The organism is Nocardiopsis valliformis DSM 45023, assembly GCF_000340985.1.
Taxonomy (GTDB): domain Bacteria; phylum Actinomycetota; class Actinomycetes; order Streptosporangiales; family Streptosporangiaceae; genus Nocardiopsis; species Nocardiopsis exhalans.
In genome coordinates, this window is sequence record NZ_ANAZ01000018.1 from 1 (window position 1) to 25,240 (window position 25,240).

At 66.3% G+C, this 25,240-nt stretch carries 19 protein-coding genes; 11 read left to right on the forward strand and 8 right to left on the reverse strand.

The window, feature by feature from the left end:
* The first annotated feature begins 11 nt into the window (after window positions 1-11).
* From D457_RS0118670 to mmsB, 8 genes are all read left to right on the forward strand, one after another.
* Window positions 12-1,346, forward strand: a complete 1,335-nt coding sequence (locus D457_RS0118670; protein ID WP_026116785.1) for an extracellular solute-binding protein — start codon at window positions 12-14, stop codon at window positions 1,344-1,346.
* A gap of 9 nt (window positions 1,347-1,355) precedes the next feature.
* Window positions 1,356-2,291 carry a carbohydrate ABC transporter permease gene (locus tag D457_RS0118675; protein WP_017582197.1) on the forward strand — a complete coding sequence of 312 codons (936 nt, stop codon included), beginning with the start codon at window positions 1,356-1,358 and terminating at the stop codon, window positions 2,289-2,291.
* A gap of 1 nt (window position 2,292) precedes the next feature.
* Window positions 2,293-3,183 (forward strand): carbohydrate ABC transporter permease, encoded by an 891-nt coding sequence (locus tag D457_RS0118680; RefSeq protein ID WP_017582198.1) that lies wholly within the window; start codon window positions 2,293-2,295, stop codon window positions 3,181-3,183.
* Window positions 3,184-3,211: 28 nt separating this feature from the next.
* Window positions 3,212-4,306 carry an arabinan endo-1,5-alpha-L-arabinosidase gene (locus D457_RS0118685; RefSeq protein WP_017582199.1) on the forward strand — a complete coding sequence of 365 codons (1,095 nt, stop codon included), beginning with the start codon at window positions 3,212-3,214 and terminating at the stop codon, window positions 4,304-4,306.
* Between the two features lie 67 nt (window positions 4,307-4,373).
* Complete coding sequence (arfA, locus tag D457_RS0118690) at window positions 4,374-5,897, forward strand: arabinosylfuranosidase ArfA (RefSeq protein WP_017582200.1); 1,524 nt, start codon at window positions 4,374-4,376, stop codon at window positions 5,895-5,897.
* A 40-nt stretch (window positions 5,898-5,937) separates the two neighbouring features.
* Window positions 5,938-7,029 (forward strand): multiple monosaccharide ABC transporter substrate-binding protein, encoded by a 1,092-nt coding sequence (chvE, locus tag D457_RS0118695; protein ID WP_017582201.1) that lies wholly within the window; start codon window positions 5,938-5,940, stop codon window positions 7,027-7,029.
* A complete protein-coding gene (locus D457_RS0118700) occupies window positions 7,026-8,603 on the forward strand; it encodes a sugar ABC transporter ATP-binding protein (protein WP_017582202.1) in 1,578 nt (525 codons plus the stop codon). The genes chvE and D457_RS0118700 overlap by 4 nt, the downstream gene beginning before the upstream one ends.
* A complete protein-coding gene (gene mmsB, locus D457_RS0118705) occupies window positions 8,600-9,877 on the forward strand; it encodes a multiple monosaccharide ABC transporter permease (RefSeq protein WP_017582203.1) in 1,278 nt (425 codons plus the stop codon). The genes D457_RS0118700 and mmsB overlap by 4 nt, the downstream gene beginning before the upstream one ends.
* A 528-nt stretch (window positions 9,878-10,405) precedes the next feature.
* Here the strand turns inward: mmsB and D457_RS0118710 are convergent.
* The 3 genes from D457_RS0118710 to D457_RS0118720 all read right to left on the reverse strand — a co-directional run bounded on the left by D457_RS0118710 (window position 10,406) and on the right by D457_RS0118720 (window position 13,403).
* The gene (locus D457_RS0118710) at window positions 10,406-11,515 is read right to left on the reverse strand and encodes a DNRLRE domain-containing protein (RefSeq protein WP_051072967.1); all 1,110 of its coding nucleotides are present in this window, start codon (window positions 11,513-11,515) and stop codon (window positions 10,406-10,408) included.
* A gap of 614 nt (window positions 11,516-12,129) precedes the next feature.
* Window positions 12,130-12,609, reverse strand: coding sequence for a hypothetical protein (locus D457_RS32895; protein WP_152514279.1), 480 nt, complete (start codon window positions 12,607-12,609; stop codon window positions 12,130-12,132).
* A 287-nt stretch (window positions 12,610-12,896) separates the two neighbouring features.
* Window positions 12,897-13,403, reverse strand: a complete 507-nt coding sequence (locus D457_RS0118720; RefSeq protein WP_017582205.1) for an ATP-binding protein — start codon at window positions 13,401-13,403, stop codon at window positions 12,897-12,899.
* A 167-nt stretch (window positions 13,404-13,570) separates the two neighbouring features.
* On the opposite strand from D457_RS0118720, the gene D457_RS0118725 reads away from it, so the two are divergent.
* Both D457_RS0118725 and D457_RS34905 read left to right on the forward strand, forming a co-directional pair.
* On the forward strand, window positions 13,571-14,398 hold the full coding sequence (locus D457_RS0118725) for a helix-turn-helix domain-containing protein (RefSeq protein ID WP_026116788.1): 828 nt from the start codon (window positions 13,571-13,573) through the stop codon (window positions 14,396-14,398).
* A complete protein-coding gene (locus D457_RS34905) occupies window positions 14,391-14,567 on the forward strand; it encodes a DUF397 domain-containing protein (protein WP_017582207.1) in 177 nt (58 codons plus the stop codon). Before D457_RS0118725 ends, D457_RS34905 begins: the two co-directional genes overlap by 8 nt.
* 4 nt (window positions 14,568-14,571) lie before the next feature.
* Here the strand turns inward: D457_RS34905 and D457_RS0118735 are convergent, their stop codons facing one another.
* Together D457_RS0118735 and D457_RS0118740 are read right to left on the reverse strand one after the other, a co-directional pair.
* Window positions 14,572-14,952: an NUDIX domain-containing protein gene (locus D457_RS0118735; RefSeq protein WP_017582208.1), complete on the reverse strand. Its 381-nt coding sequence runs from the start codon at window positions 14,950-14,952 to the stop codon at window positions 14,572-14,574.
* A gap of 743 nt (window positions 14,953-15,695) precedes the next feature.
* Window positions 15,696-16,610 carry an SDR family NAD(P)-dependent oxidoreductase gene (locus D457_RS0118740; RefSeq protein ID WP_017582209.1) on the reverse strand — a complete coding sequence of 305 codons (915 nt, stop codon included), beginning with the start codon at window positions 16,608-16,610 and terminating at the stop codon, window positions 15,696-15,698.
* A 100-nt stretch (window positions 16,611-16,710) separates the two neighbouring features.
* On the opposite strand from D457_RS0118740, the gene D457_RS0118745 reads away from it, so the two are divergent.
* Window positions 16,711-17,376: a TetR/AcrR family transcriptional regulator gene (locus D457_RS0118745; RefSeq protein WP_017582210.1), complete on the forward strand. Its 666-nt coding sequence runs from the start codon at window positions 16,711-16,713 to the stop codon at window positions 17,374-17,376.
* A 401-nt stretch (window positions 17,377-17,777) separates the two neighbouring features.
* Here the strand turns inward: D457_RS0118745 and D457_RS0118750 are convergent, their stop codons facing one another.
* The 3 genes from D457_RS0118750 to D457_RS32900 all read right to left on the reverse strand — a co-directional run bounded on the left by D457_RS0118750 (window position 17,778) and on the right by D457_RS32900 (window position 25,182).
* Window positions 17,778-18,032, reverse strand: coding sequence for a hypothetical protein (locus D457_RS0118750; protein WP_017582211.1), 255 nt, complete (start codon window positions 18,030-18,032; stop codon window positions 17,778-17,780).
* A gap of 202 nt (window positions 18,033-18,234) precedes the next feature.
* Window positions 18,235-18,591, reverse strand: a complete 357-nt coding sequence (locus D457_RS35820) for a hypothetical protein (RefSeq protein ID WP_152514281.1) — start codon at window positions 18,589-18,591, stop codon at window positions 18,235-18,237.
* A gap of 96 nt (window positions 18,592-18,687) precedes the next feature.
* Window positions 18,688-25,182, reverse strand: coding sequence for an RHS repeat domain-containing protein (locus D457_RS32900; RefSeq protein WP_193374517.1), 6,495 nt, complete (start codon window positions 25,180-25,182; stop codon window positions 18,688-18,690).
* Between the last annotated feature and the right edge of the window lie 58 nt (window positions 25,183-25,240).

Here is a 25,240-nt window from a genome sequence, read left to right on the forward strand (position 1 = left end):
AGGAGTACACCGTGCGCGAAGCTTCGCACCACCCATCCCCCCACCACCCTCCGCCGGTACCCGGTGTCGGGCGCAGAACACTGTTCACCGCCGCCCTGACCACGGCCGCGGTCGCGGCGGCCGGTTGCGGCGCCTACGACCCCCTGGCCGCCGACCGCACCCGTCTGCGTCAGTGGAACCTCTTCGGCGGCGGTGACGGTCTGCGCATGCTGCAGATGCACGAGGACTACCAGGCGGAACACCCTGACGTCGACTTCCGTGCCACCACCTTCGAGTGGGGGGCGCCCTTCTACACCAAGGTCGCCATGGGCGCGGCCGGAGGGCGCGGCGCCGACATCGCCACCGTCCACGTCTCCCGGCTGGAGAGCCTGGCCCCGGGACGCCTCCTGGACCCCATCGACCCCTCTGCCCTGGCCGAGGCCGGGATCGACGAGACCATGTTCCTGCCCAACATCTGGGAGGAGTGCTTCTTCGGGGGACAGCTCTACGCGATCCCGTTGGACACCCATCTGCTGGTGCAGTTCTACAACCTGGACGTGTGCCGGGAAGTCGGGCTCCTGGACTCCGACGACCGGCTCGTACCGCTCGACGGCAGGGACACCTACGTCGAGGCCCTGCGCGAGATCAAGGCCGCCACCGGCGGTTTCGGGCTGTCCCTCGACACCTGGGGGCCCTGGTCCAACTTCTGGGCGCTGTACCGCCAACAGGACGGTGAGCTCGTCTTCGGCGAGGACGACTTCGAGCTGGACGACGACAAGGCCCTGTCCGCCATGGACTTCCTCTACCGGCTCTCCGAGGAAGGCCTGTCACCGCGTGTGTCCCAGGGCGCGGACACCTCCGCCAACCTGGCCAACGGCCAGTCGGGGCTGATGATCCACGGCAACTGGGAGATGACGACACTGGACGCCACGGACGTGTCCTTCTCCGTCACCCAGTTCCCCAACATCTTCGGCAACCACCGGACCCGCGGTGACTCGCACTGCTACGTGTTTCCGCACCAGCGCGATCGCGACCCCGCGAGGACCCGGGCCGCCCTGGAGTACGCGGCGTGGATGCTGCGGAGCAGCCTCTCCTGGTCCGAGGGCGCGGGCCACATCCCCGCCTACCTGCCGGTCGCCGAGAGCGAGGAGTACGACCAGCTGCACCCGCAGTCGGAGTACCGCGAGGCCGCCGAGAACGTGCAGTTCGAACCCGAGGCCTGGTTCAGCGGCTCGGCCGGGCGCCTGCAGGACGACGCCACCGGTCCGCTGACGGCGCTCCACCAGGGCACCCAGACGCCGGAGGAAGCGCTGCAGCAGCTCAAACGGACCTTCCGCACCATGATCAACGCGCCGGCACCGGTGTAGGAGGCGAACATGTCCGAGCGAACACACACCCCACGCGTTCAGGGGTCCGGCGCGGCCGGATCCGGGTTGGTGGACGTGCGCCGCAGGCCCGCCACGTGGACGGGACTCTGGTACGTCCTCCCCTTCCTCGCCTTCTACCTGCTCTTCCTGGTCTGGCCCGCGATCGTGGGCCTGGGCTACACGTTCACCGACCGCAGCCTCGCCGGCGGCCCCGTCTCCTTCGTCGGACTCGAGAACTGGAACGAGACGCTCACCGACCCGGCGCTGTACGAGTCCCTGTGGAACACCCTCGTGTTCACCGTGCTGAGCGTGCCGGTCATGGTGCTGCTCGCCCTGGGGCTGGCCCTGCTCACCGACCACGCCCGACGGCTGGGGTGGTTCCTGCGGCTTTCCTTCTTCGCGCCGTTCGTGCTGCCGGTGGCGGTCATGGCGCTCATGTGGGAGTGGATGTACAACCCCAGCCTGGGACTGTTCAACGGGATCCTGGGCCGGCTCGGGTTCGAGGGCTCCGAGTGGTTGTTCAGCGAGAACACCGCGATGGTGTCGGTGGTTATCGCCACGGCGTGGTGGCAGGTCGGGTTCAACTACCTGCTCTACCTGGCCGCCATGCAGTCCATCCCCAAGGACGTGTACGAGGCCGCCGCGATCGACGGCGCGGGTGCCTGGCAGCGCATCGGCCGGATCACCCTGCCGCTGCTCGCCCGCACCACGGTGCTGATCACCGTCCTGCAGCTGATCGGCTCGCTCCGCGTGTTCGAGCAGATCTACCTGATGACCGGGGGCGGGCCCAACTTCGCCACCCGCACCGTCATCCAGTACATCTACGACTCCGGGTTCGTCGGGCTGCGCATCGGCCTGGCCTCGTCCATGGCCTACGTGTTCATGGTCCTGATCATCATCGCCTCCGTGGCGCAGTTCCGCCTCTTCTCCCGGAAGGAGGGGTGACATGGCCACCACCACCGACCGCCCCGCACCGACCGCCGCCCCCGAACGCCCCAGAGCCGTTCGGCGCGGGCCCCGGCCCAACGCAGGTCGGATCATCCTCTACACGACCGCTTTCCTGGCGGCCCTGGTGTGGCTGGTTCCGCTGCTGTGGTCGTTCGCGACCTCGATCAAACCCGAGGGCGAGACCACGATCACGCCCCCGACCTGGTTCACGGCCAACCCCACCTTCGACGCCTACGCACAGGTGCTGGGCCGCGGGGACATCATCCGATGGACGTTCAACTCGTTCGTCACGACCTCGATCGTCACGGTCCTGACCCTCATCGTGTGCGTGCTGGCCGCCTACGGGTTCTCCCGCTTCGACTTCCGCGGCCGCCCGTGGCTGTTCGCACTGATCATCGGCGGCATCCTCATCCCGCCGCAGACCCTGATCGTTCCCCAGTTCATCCTGATGACCCAGCTGGGGCTGGTGGACACCTACTGGGGGATCGCCCTGCCGCAGGTGGTCGCGCCCGTGTTCGTGTTCATCCTCAAACGGTTCTTCGACGCCATCCCCCGTGACTACGAGGACGCCGCGAAGATCGACGGCGCCGGTTCCCTGCGGATCCTGTGGAACGTCATGCTGCCGTTGTCCCGGCCCATCCTGACCGCGGTCGGTATCTTCACCTTCATCGGCGCGTGGAACAACTTCCTGTGGCCGTTCCTCGTCACGACCGACCCGGACACGATGACCCTCCCCGTCGGGATGGGCACGGTGATGGGCGGCTACGGGATCCAGTACGCGCAGGTCATGGCCTCCGCGGTACTGGGAGCCCTCCCACTGCTGATCGTCTTCCTGCTGTTCCAGCGGCACATCGTCACCGGTGTCGCCGGAGCAGGGATCAAGGGCTGACCCGCTCCCGACTCCCAGGAGACCCCCCGTGAAACACGCACTGCCCTGGATCGTGACGGCGCTGACCGCCACGACGCTGGCGGCCGTCCTGGCCGCCAACCTGGTCGGACCGCCGTCCGGGTCCCAGGCCACGACCACTGCCTCGGCCCAGGACGACTGGGACGTTCCGCCCAACAACCCCGGGCTGCCCCTGTACGGGCACCAGCCCGACCACCTCCACCCCTTCGCGGGCGGGCTGCGGGTCCACGACCCCGGCCTGTACGCGGGCGGCGACGGCGACGACTGGTACGTCTTCGGTACCGGGAACCCCGAGATCGGTGACGGCAACATCCAGATCCGTTCCTCCCCGGACGGCTCGTACTGGACGTTCACCGGCACCGTCTGGGACACCAGGCCCGGCTGGATCGACGAGGCCGTCCCGGGTGTGGAGACCCTCTGGGCACCGGAGATCCACCACTCCGACGGCACCTACTACCTGTACTACGCGGCCTCGACCTTCGGCTCCAACCGGTCACTGATCGGCCTGGCCACCAACACCACGCTCGACCCTGACGACCCCGCCTACGAGTGGGCCGACCAGGGCATGGTGCTGGAGTCCTTCGAGGGCGACTCCTACAACGCCATCGACCCGGGTATCGCCACTGACTCGGAAGGACGCCACTGGATGACCTTCGGCTCCTTCTGGAGCGGAATCCACCTGGTCGAACTCGACTGGCCCAGCGGAAAGCCGGTCCAGGGAGCGGAGCCCGTGCACCTGGTCGACCGGATCGAAGCGCCCAACGCCGTCGAGGCCCCCTTCCTGATGGCGCACGAGGGCTACCACTACCTGTTCGTCTCCTTCGACCACTGCTGCCGGGTCGACAGCGACTACAAGATCGCCGTCGGCCGCTCCGAGGACATCACCGGGCCCTACGTGGACGCCGGCGGTGTTCCGATGCTCGAGGGCGGGGGCACCGTGATCGTCGCCGACGAGGGCACCATCACCGGATCCGGCGGCCAGTCCGTCTCCGGGGGCCTGCTCGCCTACACCTACTACGACACCGACCTGGGCCCGGACTTCGACTTCCGGATGGCCATCAGGGAACTGCACTGGACCGACGACGGCTGGCCCTACGTCCAGTAGCGACCGCGGGATCAGCCAGGGGCCCGGCTGTGCACCGGCCGGACCCGCCCATCAACCGAGGAGACCCATGCTCAACGCCTCACTGCACGTCGACCCCGCCGACCCCGTCGCCCCCGTCCACCGGCGCACCTTCGGATCCTTCGTCGAGCACATGGGCCGTTGTGTGTACACCGGCATCTACGAACCCGGGCACCCCGCCGCTGACCCGAACGGGTTCCGGCGCGACGTCGCCGACCTGGTCCGCGAACTGGGGGTGAGCACCGTCCGCTACCCCGGCGGCAACTTCGTCTCCGGCTACCGGTGGGAGGACGGGGTCGGCCCGCGCGACCAGCGGCCGGTCCGCCGCGATCTGGCCTGGCACAGCATCGAGACCAACCAGTTCGGCCTCGACGAGTTTATGACCTGGTGCCGCGACCTGGACATCGAACCGATGATGGCGGTCAACCTCGGCACCCGCGGCCTGGCCGAGGCCCTGGACCTGCTGGAGTACTGCAACCACCCGAGCGGCACCCACCTGTCCGACCAGCGGGTCGCCAACGGGCACCCCACCCCCCATGACATCCGCATGTGGTGCCTGGGCAACGAGATGGACGGCCCCTGGCAGATCGGCAACCTGGACGCACGCTCCTACGGACGCAAGGCCGCACAGGTGGCCCGCGCCATGAAGACGGCCGACCGCGACCTGGAACTGGTGGTGTGCGGCAGCTCCGGGTCCTCCATGCCCACCTTCGGCGAGTGGGAGGCCACCGTCCTGGAGGAGACCTACGACAGCGTCGAGTACGTCTCCCTGCACGCCTACTACGAGGAGCACGACGGCGACCTCGGCTCCTTCCTGGCCAGCGCCACCGACATGGACGCCTTCATCGACTCGGTGACCGCCACCGCCGACGCCGTGGGGGCGCGACTGCGCAACCCCAAGCGCATCCAGCTCTCCTTCGACGAGTGGAACGTGTGGTACCTGAGCCGCCACCAGGCCGAGGCCGCCGTCCAGCCCACCGACGACTGGCGGGTGGCCCCGCGCGTCATCGAGGACCAGTACAACGTCGCCGACGCGGTCGTGGTCGGCAACCTGCTCATCAGCCTGCTGCGGCACAGTGACCGGGTCACCGCCGCCAGCCAGGCCCAGCTGGCCAACGTCATCGCCCCGATCATGACCGAGCCCGGCGGTCCCGCCTGGCGGCAGAGCATCTTCCACCCCTTCGCGCTGACCGCGCGCGCCGCCCGCGGCCAGGTGCTGCGCACCCGCCTGAACGCACCCGAGTACGGGACCGAGCGACACGGCACCGTGCCCGCGCTGGACGCCGTCATCACCCACGACGACCAGGACGGCAGCACGTCCATTTTCGTGGTCAACCGCTCCACCGACCAACACCTGACCCTGGACGCCGACCTGACCGGCCTGGCGCCCGGGGCGGTCACCGACGCCCAGACCCTCTCCGACGAGGACCCCTACGCCGCCAACACCATGGCCGAACCCGACCGGGTCGTACCCCGGCCCGCCAAGGACGTCCGGTTGGAGAACGGCCGGCTCACCGCGGTGCTGCCGCCCGTCTCCTGGTCCGTCATCACGCTGTCCGCCGCCCGCGGCTGACCTTTCCCCTCCCGCTCCCGCTCAGGAAGAAGACCTCCCGATGCCACATCCACCACGCACAGCCCTGACCGCCGCCCTCGCCGGCGGCGCGCTGCTCCTGACCGCCTGCGGCGGGGTAGGCGACGCCGCCCGCACCGACGGCGAGAACGGCGTCATCGGTATCGCCATGCCCACCCAGTCCTCCGAGCGCTGGATCAACGACGGCGCGAACATGGTCGCCGAGTTCGAGGAGCGCGGCTACGGCACCGACCTGCAGTACGCCGAGGACGTCGTCCAGGACCAGATCTCCCAGATCGAGAACATGATCACCCGGGGCGTGGACGCCCTGGTCATCGCCTCCATCGACGGAGAGGCCCTGGGCGACGTCCTGGACACCGCCGCCGACAGCGGCATCCCGGTGATCGCCTACGACCGCCTCATCATGGGCAGCGAGAACGTCGACTACTACGCCACCTTCGACAACTTCGAGGTCGGCGTCATCCAGGGCCAGTACATCGTCGACTCCCTGGACCTGGAGAACGAGGACGGCCCGTTCAACATCGAGCTGTTCGGCGGGGCACCCGACGACAACAACGCCTACTTCTTCAACGACGGCGCCATGTCAGTGCTGCAGCCGCACATCGACGACGGCACCCTGGAGGTCCGCAGCGGACAGACCGAGATGGGACAGATCGCCACCACCCGCTGGGACGGTTCCGTCGCCCAGTCCCGGATGGACAACCTGCTCAGCGCCAACTACTCCGACGAGGACGTGCACGCGGTCCTGTCGCCCTTCGACGGCATCAGCCTCGGTGTGATCGAGTCACTGCGCGCGGTGGGCTACGGCACCGACGCCCGCCCCCTGCCGGTGGTCACCGGCCAGGACGCCGACCTGTCCTCGGTGCGGTCGATCATCGCCGGGGAGCAGACCCAGACCGTCTTCAAGGACACCCGCGAGCTGGCCGCGCAAACCGTGGACATGGCCGAGGCGGTCCTGGCCGACGAGGAGGTGCCGGTCAACGACACCGACACCTACGACAACGGGGCCAAGGTCGTTCCCTCCTTCCTGCTGGAGCCCGTCTCGGTGGACCTGGACAACTACCACGAGGTCTTGGTCGAGGGCGGTTACTACGAGGAGTCCGAGCTCGAATGACGAGCGCTGACATCGGAACCTCCACCCCGGGGCCGCTGCTGCGTATGCGTGACATCCGCAAGGAGTTCCCCGGGGTGAGGGCCCTGGACGGGGTGTCCCTGGACGTGGCCTACGGCAGTGTGCACGCCCTCATGGGGGAGAACGGGGCGGGCAAGTCCACCCTGATGAAGGTGCTGAGCGGCGTCCACCCGGCCGGTTCCTACACCGGGCTGGTGGAGGTGGACGGCGAGCCCCGCGCGTTCGCCGACGTCGCCGCCAGCGAGCGGGCAGGGATCGCGATCATCCACCAGGAGCTCGCGCTCATCCCTCAGCTGTCCATCAGTGAGAACGTGCTGCTGGGCCACGAGGTGACCCGCTTCGGCGTCATCGACTGGGGAGCCACCCACGCCCGCGCCCGCGAGCTGCTGCTCCGGGTCGGCCTGGACGAGAACCCGGCCGCGCCCGTCTCGACGCTGAGCATCGGCGCCCAGCAGATGGTGGAGATCGCCAAGGCGCTGGCCAAGGACGTGCGGCTGCTCATCCTGGACGAGCCGACCTCGGCGCTCAACGAGACCGAGAGCGACCGGCTGCTGGACCTGCTGCTGGAACTGCGCGGGCAGGGAGTGGCGTGCGTGCTCATCTCGCACAAACTCGGCGAGATCATGCGGGTCAGCGACGAGGTCACCATCCTGCGCGACGGCCGCACCGTGGAGACCCTGGCGGTGGAGCGCGACGCCGACGGTCGTCCCTCCGTGGACGAGGACCGCGTCATCCGCGGGATGGTCGGCCGCGACCTGGACCAGCGCTACCCCGACCGCGAGGGGGAGATCGGCCCGGTCCGCTTCCAGGTGCGCGACTGGACGGTGGACCACCCCACCCAGACGGGGCGGCGCATGGTGCAGGGGGTCGACCTCGACCTGCGCGCCGGCGAGGTCGTGGGACTGGCCGGGCTCATGGGCGCCGGGCGCACCGAGTTCGCGATGAGCCTGTTCGGGCGCTCCTACGGCCGCTACGTCCGGGGCGCCCTGCTGCGCGAGGGCGAGGAGCTGCGCGTGCGCGACGTCGCCGACGCCATCGCCGCCGGGGTCGCCTACGTGCCCGAGGACCGCAAGTCCCTGGGACTGGTCCTGGACGACGACATCCGCCACAACACCACGCTCGCCGCTCTGGGCCGCGTGTCCACCCGGGGTGTGATCGACCCGGGCCTGGAGACGGTGGAGGCCCAGGGCATGAGCGAGCGCATGCGGGTGCGCAGCCACGGCGTCAACCAGACGGTGCGCACCCTCAGCGGCGGCAACCAGCAGAAGGTCGTGCTGGGCAAGTGGATGTTCACCCGGCCCGAGCTGCTGATCCTGGACGAGCCCACGCGCGGCATCGACGTGGGCGCCAAGTACGAGATCTACCTGATCGTGCGCCGCCTGGCGGCCGAGGGCGCCTGCGTGCTGCTCATCTCCTCGGAGCTGCCGGAGATCCTCGGCATGTGCGACCGCGTCTACGCCATGTGCGAGGGGCGGATCACCGGCCAGGTGCCCCGGGCCGACGCCGACCAGGAGACCCTGATGAGACTCATGACCCGAACCGGGGACCCGACGTGAACGACCTGACCCGAAACCCCTCGCGCTCCCGCCTCCGAGAGTTGTTCCAGGGCAACACCCGCCAGTACGGCATGGCCATCGCCCTGGTCGCCGTCATCATCCTGTTCCAGGTCCTGACCGGCGGACTGCTGCTCACCCCGCTCAACATCACCAACCTGATCATGCAGAACTCCTACATCCTGATCCTGGCGATCGGGATGATGCTGGTGATCATCACCGGGCACATCGACCTGTCGGTCGGGTCGGTGGTGGCGTTCACCGGGGCGGTGTCGGCGATCATGCTGACTTCCTGGGGGCTGCCGACCATGGTGGTCGTCCCCCTGGCCCTGATGCTGGGCGGTCTCATCGGCGCCTGGCAGGGGTTCTGGATCGCCTACGTGGGCGTGCCCGCGTTCATCGTGACCCTGGCCGGGATGCTGATCTTCCGCGGCGCCACCCTGGCGGTGCTGGGCGGAGAGTCCATCGCGCCCCTGCCGCAGTCGCTGCGGGTGATCGCCAGCGGGTTCCTGCCCGGGCAGAGCGACGGACTCCATCTGCCCACTCTGGCCCTGGGGTTGGCCGGGGCCGCGGTGATCGTGTGGATCCAGTGGCGTTCGCGGGCCCGTTCCCTGGCACGTGACCTGCCGGTTCCCCCGGCGGCGGTCACCGCGGCCGGTTCGGCGCTGGTAGTGGCGGTGATCGTGGCCTTCACCTACACGGTGGCCAGCCACAACGGTCTGCCGCTGGTGGGTGTGCTGCTGGTCGTGCTCATCGCCGGGTACGCGTTCGTGATGCGCTCCACCACGATGGGGCGGCGCGTGTACGCGGTGGGCGGCAGCGAGCGCGCGGCGGCGCTGTCGGGGATACGCACCAAGCGCACCACGTTCTGGGTGTTCGTGAACATGGGGGTGCTCTCGGCCCTGGCCGGGCTCGTCTTCACCGCCCGGCTCAACGCCGCCACCCCCGGCGCGGGCACGATGTTCGAGCTGGACGCCATCGCGGCGGCCTTCATCGGCGGCGCTTCCGCCGCGGGCGGGGTGGGCAGTGTGATCGGCGCGGTCATCGGCGCCCTGTTCATGGGCGTGCTCAACAACGGTATGTCACTGATCGGCCTGGGCGTGGACTGGCAGCAGCTCATCAAGGGCCTGGTGCTGCTGTTGGCGGTGGCCTTCGACATCTACAACAAGCGCCGGGTGGGCGGCTCCGCGCCGATCCTGCCGGGGCTGCGGTCGCGCCTGCGGCGAGGTGGCCCCGGGCAGGGCGGAGAACCCGACCGGGTGTCCGGCGGGACCTGACCGGCCTGAGCCGGTAGGCGCGACGGTGACCGCGGACCCGCGACTCCAGGCGGGTCCGCGGTCAACCGGCGTGCACGACGACTGCTTCAGGACCGTACTGGTGGCCTCGGACTGATTCCGAGCACGCGCCCTGACCCGCCCACGAGGCAGCACGACACCCGCGTCCCCGGTTCACGGCACACCGAGGAGCGACCCGGCGTCGGCACTCCGGAAACCCCTGTGCGGTGCCCATGCGCACAGGGGTTTCCGGCCGCAGCGCCCTCCTGAGGCGCAGCCCCCTTCGGGCTCTGCCTCAGGCGTTTGCGGTATCGGGGACAGACGCGTCTCCCACCGGCGCGGAAGCGTGGCCTCACCGCGGGCGGCCACCCTGCTCCGTGGCCGGCGCTGCTTAGGCACGGTCCCTCGGCCGTTTCCGGGCACCTCGCCGCCGTGGCGCTCCGGAACCGACCGGCCCCACCCCCTCGGGCCACCGCCGGTGCGTCCTCCGCCCTACCGGAGGGCGTACCGGGAGAGAGGCGCCGTCGTCCGTCAACCGTGTCCCCGTGGTCGGTGCACCAGAGTGCGTTCTCCGACCGGTATGCGGACCGGAGGTCCCCTGGCCTGTAGATCCATGGCCCCGTCCCGTTGCGGGTGAGCGTGCGAAGCGCTCGGGGAACCCGCCCGTTCCCCCCGTAGGTCGGGGACCCGACCGTCCCCGGCTCGGAGCTGGTCACTGGAGGCGGGGACCTGGACTCGGATGTCGGAGGCTCCCCGGACCCCCGGGCCCGCGTGTCCCGGGAGGGTGCCTCCAAGGTCCGTGCCTTCCGGGACGGTGTCGCCGGAAGGGGCGTGGCCTCCTGCGAACGTGAGCGGGGAGGGGCCCTGCGCACCGTACCGGGAACGGTTCGGGGTACCGGTCGGATCGGAGTCTGCGGCTGGGACCCGCGACGTGCTCTGGTCGACCGCCAGCACCGGCGGGTTGTCCTCGACGTCGAAGCGGAGCCAGGCCGTGGTCCCGGACTCGTCGCGTTCCCCGAGGCGCAGGTCGATGTGGGGTTCTCCGTGGTCCACGGCCCACTGGTAGGCCTCGGTCACGTCGAACTCGACACCGCCGCTCACCGGGCAGGCGGCCCGCCCGCCCCTGACCCTTTGCGTGTCGAGCAGGGCGTGGGCCGTCGGCTGATCGTTCCAGGTGGTCCCGCCGTCGAAGGGGTCGACCCGGTGCAGCTCCAGGAAGGAGTCGCTGTGGCAGTCATAGGACCAGGCGACCTCGGTACGCAGCACGGCGGAGTCCACAGCGGTTCCCGGACCCGACTCGACCGGGAACCGGAACAGGGCTCTGCGGGTGTAGACGCGGTCCCACACGAGGCGCCCGGTACCCACGCTGGTGATCTCGGCGCCATGGTGGGCGCTGTCGGGAGAAGCTAGGTCAACGTAAGTCCACAGGGAGCTCTCGGCCTCGGTCCGGACCTCGCCGAAACGTGTGGGGGCGGGAGTGCCATCGGCGGCAGAGGTGTCATCGGACCCGGTCAGGGTGCGGTCTGCCACATCGGCAGGGAGGATCCCGCCCAGTTCACCGCTCCGCTGCTCGGAGGCGGCCGTGCCACCGGAGGCGGCTGAGACATCGTCGTCGGCTGCGGCAGACGCAGCGACCCCCATCGAAAGCACGAGGGTGTAAGCCACACAAGCCGCCGTCGCGCGGGTCAGGGAACGACGCATTACGGGTGGTGCCTGCACATTCTAACTAAGACCGAAAAGAAACCCGAGCGGGTCATCGATACCCCGCTCCAACCACCAGTAATTTACCCAATTCCCACCCGCTCCCACAAACCCCTCCAGTATAAATACAGTCCAAAAAATATAGTTACTGACGTCTGAAAAACATGCACCATAGAAAGCCGACCAGCCAGGCAAAATGCACTCGGGACAGCAACCCTCTTTATCCGGCGGCCACCAAATACAAGTTCATATCAAACCGAAACCTGGCAGCCCGAATAGGGATCTCGCACACCCGCATCGATACCACCCGCGCGTAGATAAGGACAGCCAGAATTCCGAACAGGGGCGCGACCCAGATACCCGCTTTCAAGAAACCTTGGCTGGACAGGGACGGGCGACTCGAAGGACAGGCCTTCCCGTGAAGACTCCTCCAGGCGAGCGTGCCGGGACCCGATACGGGGCGTGGTCTGCGAGAGCGACTCAGACCTGACTCACGAAGCAGGGAATCGGGGCGATGCGACCTACGGCACCGCCCCGAGGCGAGAAGTGTGTCCTCAGGTGGCCAGGCTCAACCAGGTGCGCACCGCGGCGGCCAGGTCATCGAACTCCCCCGGTGCCTGCGCCACCGGGGCGTGCTCCTTGCTGGGGCGAGACCGCTCCGCGTCGTGGAACAGGTACGGGCGCACCCCGCGCACCCCGTCGTCGTCCACGCACCACCCCTGCTCAGAGGGGTGCGGCCGCCGGGGTCGCGGCACCCGCACCAGCCCCGGCTCAGGTTTGGGTTCGCCCTCCCGGCTGGCGAGTTCGGCCACCGTCCTGCTCCGCGTCACGGCAGAGGAGGCAGTCAGGACCTTGGGGGTCGCGCGGCGTCCCAACACCGCCCGGCCTTGGTGCCTGGGGCGGTCGGTGTTGCGGTGCGGTGGGACTTCGATAGGGCTGCACAGCACAGCGGCCAGGACCGCGCCGAACAGCCAGCGCACGCGCTGTCCCCAGCCCCGTACGGGTTTGCGGTGCCTACCAGTAGGCTTCTCCACGAATCTCCTCCTGCTTTCTCAGGTGGGGATTTCAGCCCCGGCCCGGTGCCACTAACACCGCGTCGGGGCGCCTCCACTTCTGGGTCCTTCTTCGTTGCTCGACATGGGCGGGTGTCTCTGACCCCGAGGTTTGATGCCGCCCGGGGCTGCACTTCCCCTCCATGCCGCACAGGGCCCACGGCCCTGGATCCCCCGCTGAACACGCCGTTCCCGCGAGGGGTGGTCGATGTTCGCTTGGGTGAGCGAGGTGCTTCAACCCCTGTCGGCCACAACCCGGTCGCGGGTTTTCAGGCGGCCATCCGGGTTCGCCCAGACCGGTCAAAAGCGGCCCGAACCATCAACCCGCCGTCGGGATCGCGGGTGAAGTCCCAGTACAGGGCCATCGCGCCCACCAGGGCCAGGCCGTACCCGCCCTCGACGAGCAACCCGTCGACCCCACACTGTCCAGGCATCTGGCGCACCTCCGGAACAGTCGCCCCCGCACCGGGGCGGGGTCCGTCGTCGGTGACGCGGAGCAGGAACAGCCGCCGTCGCCGCTCGATCTCGATACGCACCCGGCCCCCGGGGAGCCCCGATGCGGTGTGCTTCAACGCGTTGGTGTGCAGCTCAGAGAGCGAGACCAGCAGCGGGTCCGCGCAAGCGGGGGTGGTGCGGGCCACGTGAGTAGCCCAGCTACGGGCGGCTTTGAGGTGCCAGAGCTGGTGCCCGCACTCCAGAGCCCCCTGTTCCGGGTCCGTGCAGCGAATCCGCCGGGGCAGGTCGAGGGGCGGCCAGGTGAAGACCATGGAATCCACCGGTTCCTTTCGTCGTCGCGCTGATGGCTGCGGGCCCTCGCCAGAAAGGATGTGGCCTGGGGCAACGGCATGTGAAGGCTGCTCGGAGAGCTCACGAATCTTCCAAGGGCGTCTGGAATTCTCTGGAATCCCCCACAAGCCGTCGCCCCTTGTGTTCCTATGGCTACATGCACACAGATGAACGGGATCTGAAGGCATTCGGGCGGGAGCTACGCAGGCTTCGAGTAGAAGCAGAGCTGACCCAGCAGGCCCTGGCACGAAGGATCAGCCAGCGAGGCACGACCATCAGCGATTCACACCTGTCCGACGTCGAGAACGGCCGAGCCATGGCGCGCCCCTGGCTGAGGAAGTTCCTGGACGAAGTCCTTGAAAGCGATGGCAGGCTGGACAAGCTCTGGGAGGAACTGACCGGCTCCGGACGCCAGGTGTGGCTGCACGAAGTCACCAAACGAACCCACGATGCCGACGCCCTGTTCGAGTACCAGCCTCTGGTGTTCCCGGTTTATCTCCAGACACAGGAGTACTCGTACGCACTCATCCGATACGGAGCACCATGGCTTTCCCAGGAGCAGGTCCTCGCCTTCGCCAAAGAGAGGAACGACCGGGCGAAGCGTATGGCAGAGGCCACGTCTCCGGTGATCTGGCTGATCATCGACCAAAGCGTGCTCTGGCGACGCTACGGCTCCCCGCAGGTACAAAAGGAGCAGTTGGCGTATGTAGCCCATCAGATCGAGCGAGAACGGGTCACCGTGCAGATGCTTCCGATCCGGGCACCACGGCACGCGGGGACGTCGGGGCCCAGGCGGATCATCACCACAGCAGACGAACCCGAGGTGGTGTACATGGAATCCGCTGAGGAGGGTCGCATCATCTCCGGCTCAGCGGACATCAACCGGAGCCGTATGGTGTTCACTGCTCTACAGGGAGCCGCCAGGGACCCACAGGAAACACTGCAGGCCATCTACGACGAGATGAAGGCGATTGACAATGAGTGACTGGCACAAGAGCAGCTACAGCGGTGGAACCAACGAGTGCGTCGAAGCCCGGGAGCACCAGGCCGGAGCCGATGTGCGCGACACCCAGAACAGAGAGTTGGGCTACCTCTCCTTCACCCGCGCGGAGTGGAACGCCTTCATCGGGACCACTCTCCACAGCCACCAGTAATCCCCTACGCGACGACCTCGCCGCTCTCCAGATAGAGCGTGGCCCCCTCACGACGTGCACGATCCCCTTGAGTAATCCTTTGAGCGAGCCGGAGGATCGTCACCGTCCCAATCTCGGCCACCTCATGGAACCCGTACCCCGCCAACTCGTCCTGGTCGAGGACGATCCGGTCCAGCCAGTGCCGGTCGAGCACTCCCCCGTCGAAGACGAACAACTGCTTGTCCCCCTCTGCCGGCGTGGGCGCCCAGTCCACGACCAGCAACCGCCCGGTCGGCGGGGTGATCCCCAACTCTTCTTTCACCTCACGGGTCACGGCCTGAGTCGGGGTCTCCCCGTGCTCGATGTACCCGCCGGGGATCTCCCACTCGTCACGCTCGTTGCGCAACAGCAGTACCCGCCCGTCACGGACGACGACGCTTTTGACTGAGACGGGGAACGTGCGCGGTGTATAGGAGGGTGTCGGACACAGGAAGCTCGCTTTCAACGGCGTAAGGGCTCGACGGTAGCGAAGCTGGCAGGCGCGCCCCCGGTCTCGGGCAACTCACGCCTTGACAGATTGTCACTGGCCTCGTCGCCCGGTATTCGTGAAGCTGGGCGGTGTGTACAAGACGACACCGGGGCCTCGTCCGAAGCCTTGGCCAGAATCTCCTCGACCGGGGATAGACCGATCCGTTCGAAGACCGCCAGCGTCGACGTGGTGGCCCGGTTCCCGCCCTGCCGGTAGGTAGAGCACAGCGGTGTGCACGACACCTTCTACTCTGATGGCCCATCGACCCCGGACCTGAGGAAACCCCAGACCGGGACAGACGAACCTTCGTCCTCGCCTGGGATCAGCGGCCCCGTGGAGCTCCTGGTGCGCTCCCCCGAACCGGTTGTCGCACAGGGGCCGGTGCCCATGCCCGCAGGGGCCGCCGCAGAGTCCCACGGCGCTGGGGCCGCCTCGGCCGCCGCCTTCGGTCCGCAGGTAGAGGTCATGCCCCGGCGCGTTGCCGAAAAGCGCCCTGGGCCCCCACCACGCCCACCGTCCAGCACGCCACCACCCCGGCTGACCGCTCCCCGCCCGGTGGCTGCGGCACGCGCCTTCTGGCCCGGTGCTCGATCACAGCCCGGTCCAGGAGCCGACTGGGGTCACCGTACGACTCGGTTGAGGGGGAACGTCACGCCGGTGAGCTCTTCGGAGACGGTCCACAGATGCTGCTGGGCGGCCTGGTCGTGGGAGTCGGGGCTGGAGGTGACCAGCTTCGGATACCCCCGGATCTCACCCCGGTTGCCGGGGCCGTAGTACTGGCCGCCGAGGACGGCCGGATCGGTGGCGGCGCGCAGGGTGGGCAGGGCGCCCATCTCGGCCTTCTGGGTGAGCAGCGGTGCGAGCCAGGTGACGGGCACGCGAAGCGCGGCGGGGGCGCTGCGGAGGAGTTCAGTGTTGGACACGCCGGGATGGGCGGCGACTGCGACGGTGGTGCCGTGCGGTGCGAGTCGGCGCTGCAGTTCGTACGTGAACATCAGGTTAGCGAGTTTGGACTGGCCGTAGGCGGCGACGCGGCTGTACGAGTTCTCCCACTGCAGGTCGTCGAAGTGGATCGCGGCGCGGATGCGGTGGCCGGTACTGCTGACCGTCACCACGCGGGAGCCGGGGACGGGCAAGAGCCGGTCCAACAACAGGCCGGTGAGGGCGAAGTGGCCGAGGTGGTTGGTACCGAACTGGAGCTCGAAGCCGTCGGCGGTGGTCTGCTTCGGGGTGTACATCACGCCGGCGTTGTTGATGAGGAGGTCGATGCGCGGGTGGGTGGCGCGCAGGTCGGCCGCCGCGGACCGGATCGAGTCCAGTGAGGTCAGGTCGAGGGCCTGGACGGTGACGTCGCCGGTGATGCGGGCGGCTGCCTGCTTGCCCTTCTCGACGTCGCGGACGGCCAGGACCACCGCCGCCCCGCGAGCGGCGAGCATCCGGGCGGTCTCGAAGCCCAGCCCGGTGTTGGCGCCGGTCACGATCGCCACCCGGCCGTGCTGATCGGGGATGTGCTCTTCGGTCCAGTCGTTGCCCATGACACTCTCCTAAAAAACCAGCGGTCTTTTATTTCGGCAAACCTAAGGGACCGCTGGTCTGATGTCAAGAGACCGACGGTCTCTAAGATACGCTGCGGGCATGACTTTCCAGCGCGCGCGAAGCGAGGAGCAGCGGCAGATCCGCCGCCGGGCGATCCTGGACACGGCTGCGGCGATGCTCGACGAGATGCCCGTGGCCGAGGTGAGCCTCAACGAGCTCAGTCGGCGGGTGGGTCTGGCAAAGTCGAACGTCCTGAGATACTTCGAGTCGCGCGAGGCGGTGCTGCTCGAACTGCTGGACGACTTCTTGGGAAGCTGGCTCGCCGAGCTGGCGAACGAACTGGCCACAGGCATCGAAGCGCAGTCAGCGCCGGAGGTGCGGGCGGATCAGCTGGCCGAGATCCTCAGCCGGTCACTGGCGGAGCGGGTGGTGCTGTGCGACCTCTTCGGCGCGCAGGGGAGCGTCCTGGAGCGCAACGTCTCGGTCGAGGTAGCCAAGCGGCACAAGCGGTCCTCCCTCGCCAGGCTCGCGACCATGTCTGAGATCGTGCGCCGTCATGTGCCCGAACTCGGCGACGAAACGCCACTGTTCTGCCTGGTGAGCCTCGTCTCGGCGGGCGCCCTGTCGTCCTACGTCCCGCCTCCGCCCAGCCTCCTCACCGCCTATGCGGAGGAACCCGAGCTCGGCGTGTTCCACCTGGAACTGCGTGAGGCCCTACGGGTCTCCTTCACCTCGACGCTCCTGGGCGTACTGCCGCGCGCCTGAGACCTTTCCGCTTGCGCTTCTCATCCGAGGACCGCAGGTTCGCGCCCTGCCGGGTGCGCCATAAAACACCAGTTCAGAGGGGTGGAATAGTCTCAACGCTGGCGGTTTCGAGAACTGATGGCGCCGGGATGGAACCAAGGTGGGACCAGACCTCCCGGCCCGACTCGTCCGCACCCGTGCCAGCAGGTCCCGGCGCAGCCCTGGGCTCAGTCAAGAAGATCAGCCAACCTCCTCCCGTGCCGCCAGCGACGGCATCACGCCGACCGGGCACCTGCCACCCCAGGCTCAGCGGTGGCCCGCCCCCGTGAGTGACGGGAGGCGATCCCGGCACACAACAAACTCTCCCTCACACCCAGCACGAAACACACAACAGGTGGATATTGGAGCCGGGTTTGCCCCTATCAGTGGGGTTTAGCCCGCTGTTCTCCCCCTCCCTTGGCGCCGATCAACTGGGAGCCAACGAGGGCGCGGGACCAGTTCAGCAATACGCGTCTGCCCAGCTCGTCCAGGATGGCCTGATAGGTACGGAGCCAGAGGCCCGTCTCGGACAAGATCTGGAACCAGCAGTAGGCAGTGTCGCGCGTGACTCCGAACAGGCCGTCGGCCTTCTCCCAGCAGCATCCCGAGGCCTGGACGAACAGCCCATTGGTCAGCACGGCTCTCTGGTCCGCACAGGGCCGGCCGATTCTCGGTGCAAACGACAGCAGTAGCTGGACGATCTCCCGAAGCCCACCGGGCAACACATCCCGTTATCATGCCAGGGCCACCTTGCAGGGCTTTTGAGATGAGCCCTAATCCTCCCTACCCCTCCACAAAGCATGAAAGATAAACTCACCGAGAAGAACTCAATCGGGCATATCAGCAAGCACCCTGACTCTCGTTACTCCGCAAGGAGGGAGCACCCGAAACAAGGACGACCACGAGCATGAACACTGGAAACAAAAAGACTTGACCCCCATCAATTTTATTGAAATAACCCAAAGAATGAGAAGCCACAATAACCGCCACCCCTGAGCGAAAACCAGAGAAGCTTCGCAGCAGACACCTCGCAGCATAAAACGCATCCGGCCGCCCGCTGCTCATATCGATTCTTCCACAGAACACCCAGCCAAACACTCCCATCGAAGTGAACACCAGGATTACAGAAAGATGAAACAGGAAGGAATGGTAAATATTTTCCAACAGCGCCAAGCTAACGACGATAGAGATCGCCATCAGGCTCAACCCTGAAACGTACCTTAGTAACACTGCAGACCCCAAAGGAAAACAGGCTCTTCATCTGACAACAAAAAGTCATTACTGGACGACACCCTAGGACCCAACTAGCCCTGGAGGCTGCCGCACTCCCGGCTGCACGCCTCCACCAGGAAGACCACCGACACCCATTTTACGACGGAGCCACTTCCCCAGCAAGGATCCCCATTTTTGTCCACCTCCAGCGAGACCTCCCCCAACAAAAGCCAAGAAATAACCAAATAGAGTTCTTTTATCTTTATCCGTAGTCAAATGATAGATCAACAAACCGAACCCGGCATTAACCAGAACGACAGCAGCGGCACCCAGCAGCCCAACGCAAATTCCAGACGCAATACATGCCGAAGTCAAGACAATCGCAATCAGCCCCAACACAACCGTGATGATGATATTTTTGTTTTTTTCCCAGAAGTCAATAACCCACCCGATAACGGCTTGAATTCCCTCAAGAAGCCAATCCGTTCCCACACCTTCTCGATCATGCTCAAAGTCGCATACATCAATGTCTGGTGGATTCATGCCGTGACAGTAACTGGGCAAATACGGGTCTGATCCAGGGTGGCCACCGTGAGCAGCGTTGCCTAGGGCCACTTGCCCCGGGTCGACGTAGTCGATCTCGACATATGGGGGAGGCGGAGGAGGTGCGGCTGGGCCGCGGTGCCCTCCTGAGACACCCCAGCCGCCCCAGCCTCCACCGGAGCCACCGCCGCTCCAACCGCCGCCCGAACCACCGCCACTCCAGCCACCCCCGCTGCTTGAGCCGCCTCCACGACTCGGTGTGCGGCTGGTCATCCCAATCTGTGAAAACCCCTTGCTCTTGCCCTTACCGATGTTCTGATTCCCGAGGTTACTCAGGAATTCCGGGCTCGGCTTGCAGGCACAAGGGTGTGGTTTGAGTCCGTCAGCATCAACGTAACTGGCTGGATTGTTCTTGGCGTAGGAATACCCATGCATATGCTGGGAGTCAGTTTCGTCCATCAGTGGATCCACTGAGATGAACCGCCCCAAGGACTCGTCGTATGCACGAGCACCCAGCTGTGTCAGACCGGTCGAAGCGTCAATGGTGCCGTCAACGAACCCGCGCTCGCCACTCCAGGTCGCCGTGGTCCCGCGGTCTTCACCGAAAACCGTCATCCGCCGCTGGACCGTGTTCCCTGAAGCCGCGTCCACCAGGATCTGCCCAGTTCCGTGGTGATCGGAGAACATCCAGGAAAGGGTTCCGTCGTTCTCGCGGATCGCTACGGTCTCACCGGCGTGCGTGTAGTAGCGGGTCGCCTCTTCTGTGCCCTCCGACGCGTTCCAGGTGACCTCCATCGCCGGGAGATAGAGCGTCGTGCCCTCCTCGCTCCGGCGCAACAAGCGTTCCCCCTGGGCATCGTAAAGGTACTCAGTCTCTTCCCCACCCTCGGTGACTTTACTCAGTTCACCTTCGGGCCCCCACTCCAGGTCCTGAACCTGTCCAGCGAGATCACGGGTGGTCGTGTTACCCGCCTCGTCGTAGGAATAGGTGTAGGCCGCGTTCCCCGCGATACCGCTCTGTCGTACTTCGGCGACGCCGTGGGCCGGTCCTTCCCCTTCTTCCGGGGTGGAGTAGGAGCGCTCGACCTGCCCGGCGGGGGTGTGCTGGATCTCCTCAACACGGTTACCGACCTCGTCGTAGGTGTACTCGTGCCAGTAGGGGGCTGCCCCACCGAGTCCGGTGATCTCGGGTTCTTCGGCACAGGCCTGATCGCCGGTGGTGTTCGGGGTCCAGACCTGGGTCATGCGGCGCAGGACGTCGTATTCGAAGCACTGCACATCCGGAGCGATCGATGCGTCGGTGGGCTCGTCCGCGAAGCGCAGCATGTTGCCTACGTCGTCGAAGTCATACCACTGGGTCGACAGAGAACCCTCACCCGTGCTGTGCACCAGGCTGGTCATGTTCAGCCGGTTGGTCTTCTCGTCATAGTCCTTGGTCACCCAGGTCTTGGCGGACCCCAGTGGGCGGCGAGCAAACTCCATTTGGACCAGGTTTCCCACCTTGGAGTAGACCGTCTCGCTGACCACCCTGTCACGCCCGACAAGCGTTGAGGGGTTTCCCAGCTCGTCATAGCCGAAGGAGAGCGCCTCAGCCCGAAGGTTTCCGGCAGCTGGCAGACTCATCCCGTCGATGCTGCCGTCGGGGTTGTAGAGCGTGGTGAACTGATAACTTCCCGCCAGCTCACCCTCCACTTCAGGGATGTGGACTCTCTGCGTCAGGGGTTGGTTGAGCTGGTTGTAGCTCATGACCTCGGTGGCGTAGGACTGGGAGTTCTCATAGCGAACGGCTTTGCTGAGTTGCCCGACAGCGACCGTGTCATAGATCCATTCAGCCCGCAGGTCACCGTCTGCGTTGTCTTCCCGCAGCTCTGTTCGACGGCCCAACGCATCGTAGATGGTGTGGAGCGCCTCACCACGTGCGTCCACACTCAGGACCGGTCGGTCCAACTCGTCATAACTGGTGGTGCTCATACCGGCGTCGGGGTCGTCCACCTGAACCTGGCGTCCGAGCAGGTCGTAGGAGTAAGACCATGAACTCCCACCCGGGTCGGTCAGGGTCTCCAGTTGGCCACGCGGTGTGTACGTGTACTGGATGGAGTCGTAGTCACCCTCGGGTTCGGGGCCGTGGTGATCCCTGCGTTCGACCAGTCTCCCACGGGCGTCGGTGATGCTGGTGGTGCCGATTCCCCCTTCGGGCTCGGTCACCAGCGTCCTGTCACCCTGGTGTTCGATACTGGTTCTCCACTGCTCAACACCGCGAGACATCATGACGACGTCGGTGGCGCGTCCGGAACCATCGAAATGTGTGCGAGCCCAGCGAGGAACCTCATCGTGGTTGTTGACCACAAAGAGCGCCTGGCCTGGCTCTTCCTCGTTGAAGTACGGTTCACGCTCGATCACCGCGTTGCCGCGGGAATCATAGAACACATCCGTCAAGACACGGCCGCCACCCGGTGCGGGCATCTGTGTCTGGCGCTCACGCAGAAAACCATCAAGGATCTGAATCCCGGTGACGTAATCCCCATCCGGCCCCAGGATCTGACTCACCACGTTGCTGGGTGCGTCCTTGGTGATGTTGTATTCCATGCTCATGGACGGAGACATGTTGGCGGAACCGGTTCGATCAGCGAGCCACACGTCGGTCATACGCCCCAGCGGGTCGTAGGCGAACTTTGTCTTGTTGCCTTCGGCGTCGATGAGTGCGAGCGGCTGGGAGCGGTGGTCCATGCTGATGCTCTGCTCGTGGCCCAGGGGGTTTGTGCTCACGACGCTCTTGGGGGCACCGCCTGCCACCACGTCCGAGTATTCGATCGTCGTGGTGTGGCCCTGCGCGTCAGTGGTCTCGAGGGGGCGACCGAAGGAATCGAAGGCCGAAGTGGAAACCACCTGGTATTCGCTGGTTTCTCCCTCGTGCTCGGCCAGCCGTTCGGTCTGGCTCACCAACCCACGGATAGGCGCCTGTCCGTAGTTCTTACCGTCGTAGAGGAACCTGGTATCGGCGATGGTGTCCTCGATCACCGAGGCTTGCTCACCGCATGCGACCGCCACGGTGCGGGTCCGCGCGACCAGATCCAGTAGGTGCAGCCCTGTGTTGCGGGCAAACGTGGTGGTGGTGCACTGGTCATCGGTGTCGTCGGTGACATCGCCCTGGTCGTGGACCGAGGTGACCATCCCGAACTCGTCGAAGGAGTTGACCTTGCGAGTTTGGCGGAAGGAGCCGTCCTGAAGCGCTGTGTAGGCGTCGGTCTGCTTGGTGCTCAGCATGTGAGCTTTGACTGTGCCCCAACTGAAAGTGCGCTCTGCGGTCTTGCGCTTCCACGGGGTGGTGATGGCCTTGGAGACCACTTCGCCGTCTACACCGTCGCGGGCGATGACTTCACGGGTTTGACCGTTGAAGACCTCGTCGTCCTTGAGACTCGTGCCGGTGGAGTCGGTCACGCTCGCTGAGCGTTTCCCTGAGGGTAGGTGGTCGCCGTCCATGCCTTGGTAGAACAGGTACTCGGTTTCGGTTCTGACCTCGTCCGGGTGGCCCTTGCGTACGATGACCCTGTCGAAGCCGCGCCACTGGGACCAGGTGCGTCGGTCCTCTCTGACGAATCCGTCGGCGTCCATGTAGCGCCAGGCGCCATCGCCTACGTAGTCGTAGCTGGTGATCACATCGGGCTGACCGCCGACCAGGTCGACCTCGACCAATTCGGTGACCACGTACTTGGCGAACCAGTCGGTGATGTCGTCGGCGCCGCCTCGGTGGGTACGGATGACGGGGAAGCAGGCTTCGGTGTTGGTGTGGGCGGTCGGCAGGCTCGCGGGGTCGCAGTCGGGTTCGGCGTAGGAGACGTCGACTTGTCCGCCGGTCTCGGTGTAGACGGCGGTGATGCGCCATTTGTTCATCGGCGCCAGGCCGTCGGTGGTGGAGTCGATGCGGTTGGGCATGGGGGTGCCAGCGAAAGTGACTGCTGGCATGGACTCGGTCCCGTCTCCGGTGTGTCCGGTGTGGGTGATGGAGTCCAGCCACAGGGCCGGGTCGGTGCCGTCTCCGGGTGCGGGGAAGGAGTGCTTCAGCTCCCAGCTGTCCACGGTGACGTAGCCGTCGCCGTCGTGGATCTGGGTGGTGACCTTGTTCAGTTTCTTGGTGGTCCAGAACGTTGCGTGATGTTGGCCCGCACAGTCGTTGTCACATTCTTGGTCCAAGGGGGTGTCGGGCCAGTATTTGGCGTTGGATTCCTTGCGGTCTGCCGCCTTGCACCCGAAGTCTTCATCGACGCATCGTTCGCCCACGGAGTAGACGACCTGGGCCGGGGCGGTGGCCTGCGCGTTATCGTCGCGCAGTCCGTAGGCGGTGCGTTTGAGGTAGCCGCCGCGGTCGTACTCAACGGGATCGGAGCTGAAGTTGAGGCCGTAGTTGTTGGTCTCGGCCTGGTAGTAGTGCGCCAGAGCATTACCGTGCAGGTCCACGACGTAGTCCAGGTTCCAGCGCCAGGCCTGGTCGCACCAAGCATCGTCCAAGTTGGACTTGTGGCAGGGTTCACCGGAGTCGTTGCCAAAGACCGGGACGGTCCAGGCCGAGTTGGTCTCCTCGTCGCCCGAGGAATGGCCGGGCAGGCGGTTGAGACCGAAGTAGTACTGGGTGCCGTCAGTCGTGGTGACCTTCCAGTGCTCACCATCGTTGTCGCCGTTGGTGGCCCCAGTCAGGCGTTCGATCTTGGAGCCATCATCGTTCTTGGGCACCCAGTCCCCGTCGACATAGAGCAGCTCGGTGGCACGCCCACCCAGGTTCAGGGTGGCGTTGTGCCGGGACCAGCACAGGTCGGGGATCTGATCACCATCGTCCTGACAGAGTTTGTACTGGCGCTCGATGTAACCGGGGTGGTAGTCGAACCCCTCGCCGATCCAGGAAGTTTGGTTGTTGGTGTCCGAGGTACGGCCGTCTACCGACTGGGAGGAGTATCCGAGACTGACCTGGGGTTGGAGACCACCCGCGACCTGGGGTGTTTCCATGGGGTAACTCCAGGAGAAGTCACCGGTTTGGACCCCGATGTTCCAAGTGGAGGACGGGCTCAAGGGGGTGGCGCCGTAGTCGCCAGTTCCTTCTTCGCCGGACCCCGACGCTACAGCGGCCAGGAGGGTCCCGCCTGTGGTGGCTGGTGCCAGCGCTGCGAGCGTCTGGGCGCCGGGGTCGTTGTGTGCGTCCAGCTCGTGGGTGCTCCAGCAGTCCGTGCTCTCTGCGTCTTCGCACTCGGTGAGCGCAACCAATTGCAGCCGGGACCCGTAGTCCGCGCCATAGGCGGAAGCGAAACCCGAGTAGTCGACCTCGACACGTACCGGCCCCGACTCCTCGACCTCGTCCAGACGCGTCACACGCAGGGCCAGACCGGACAGACCCAACCCGGTGGCCTCCGCACGATCCAGGACCTCGACCTGAGCCGAGGTTACCGGTCCTGCTGGTTGATCCTCTGCCTCGCTCGACTCAGGCTCGGGCTCTTCCGCCTCATCCTCGGGCAGAGGGGGTGTCTCCGGCTCAGGCTGGGGCGATGGCCCCGCCACCTCCGGCTCAGCGCTCCCCTCACCGGTGCTCTCCTGTTCTGGCTGAGGTATCTCGCGCTCAGGCTCAGCAGGCGCACGGCGCTCGCTGGCCACGTCATCCGGTTCTGCCACATCGGGCAGGGGCGATACCCACTGCTCGAATTCCTCACCACTGACACCCTCTACAAGGACAGGACCGCCCTCACCGACCCTACTCAGGGGCTGAGGTTCCGCTGCTTCGTCGAAGACGACCGTTTCAGCCTCGGGCCAAGCTGACTGGCCCAAGGTGCTGACGGCGGCATCAGCCACCGCACCGTCCGTGGAGATCGCGGCCTGGACCGCATCGCTACCCGCCACCGACTCCTCGAGGTTCACTGCCGGGCGATCGTTATAGGACAACGCCGAAGCTGGAACTGTCGATGCCAGACCGACCACCATGACAACCGCCAAGAAGGAGGTGAATGGCTTTTTTCTGCGCCTCGTCGCGGAATTTCGGGGGATGTCAGACACAGGGAATCCTCACGTCAAGCGAAGAGCTCGTGGCCAGCCAGCGCTATGTGACCGGGAA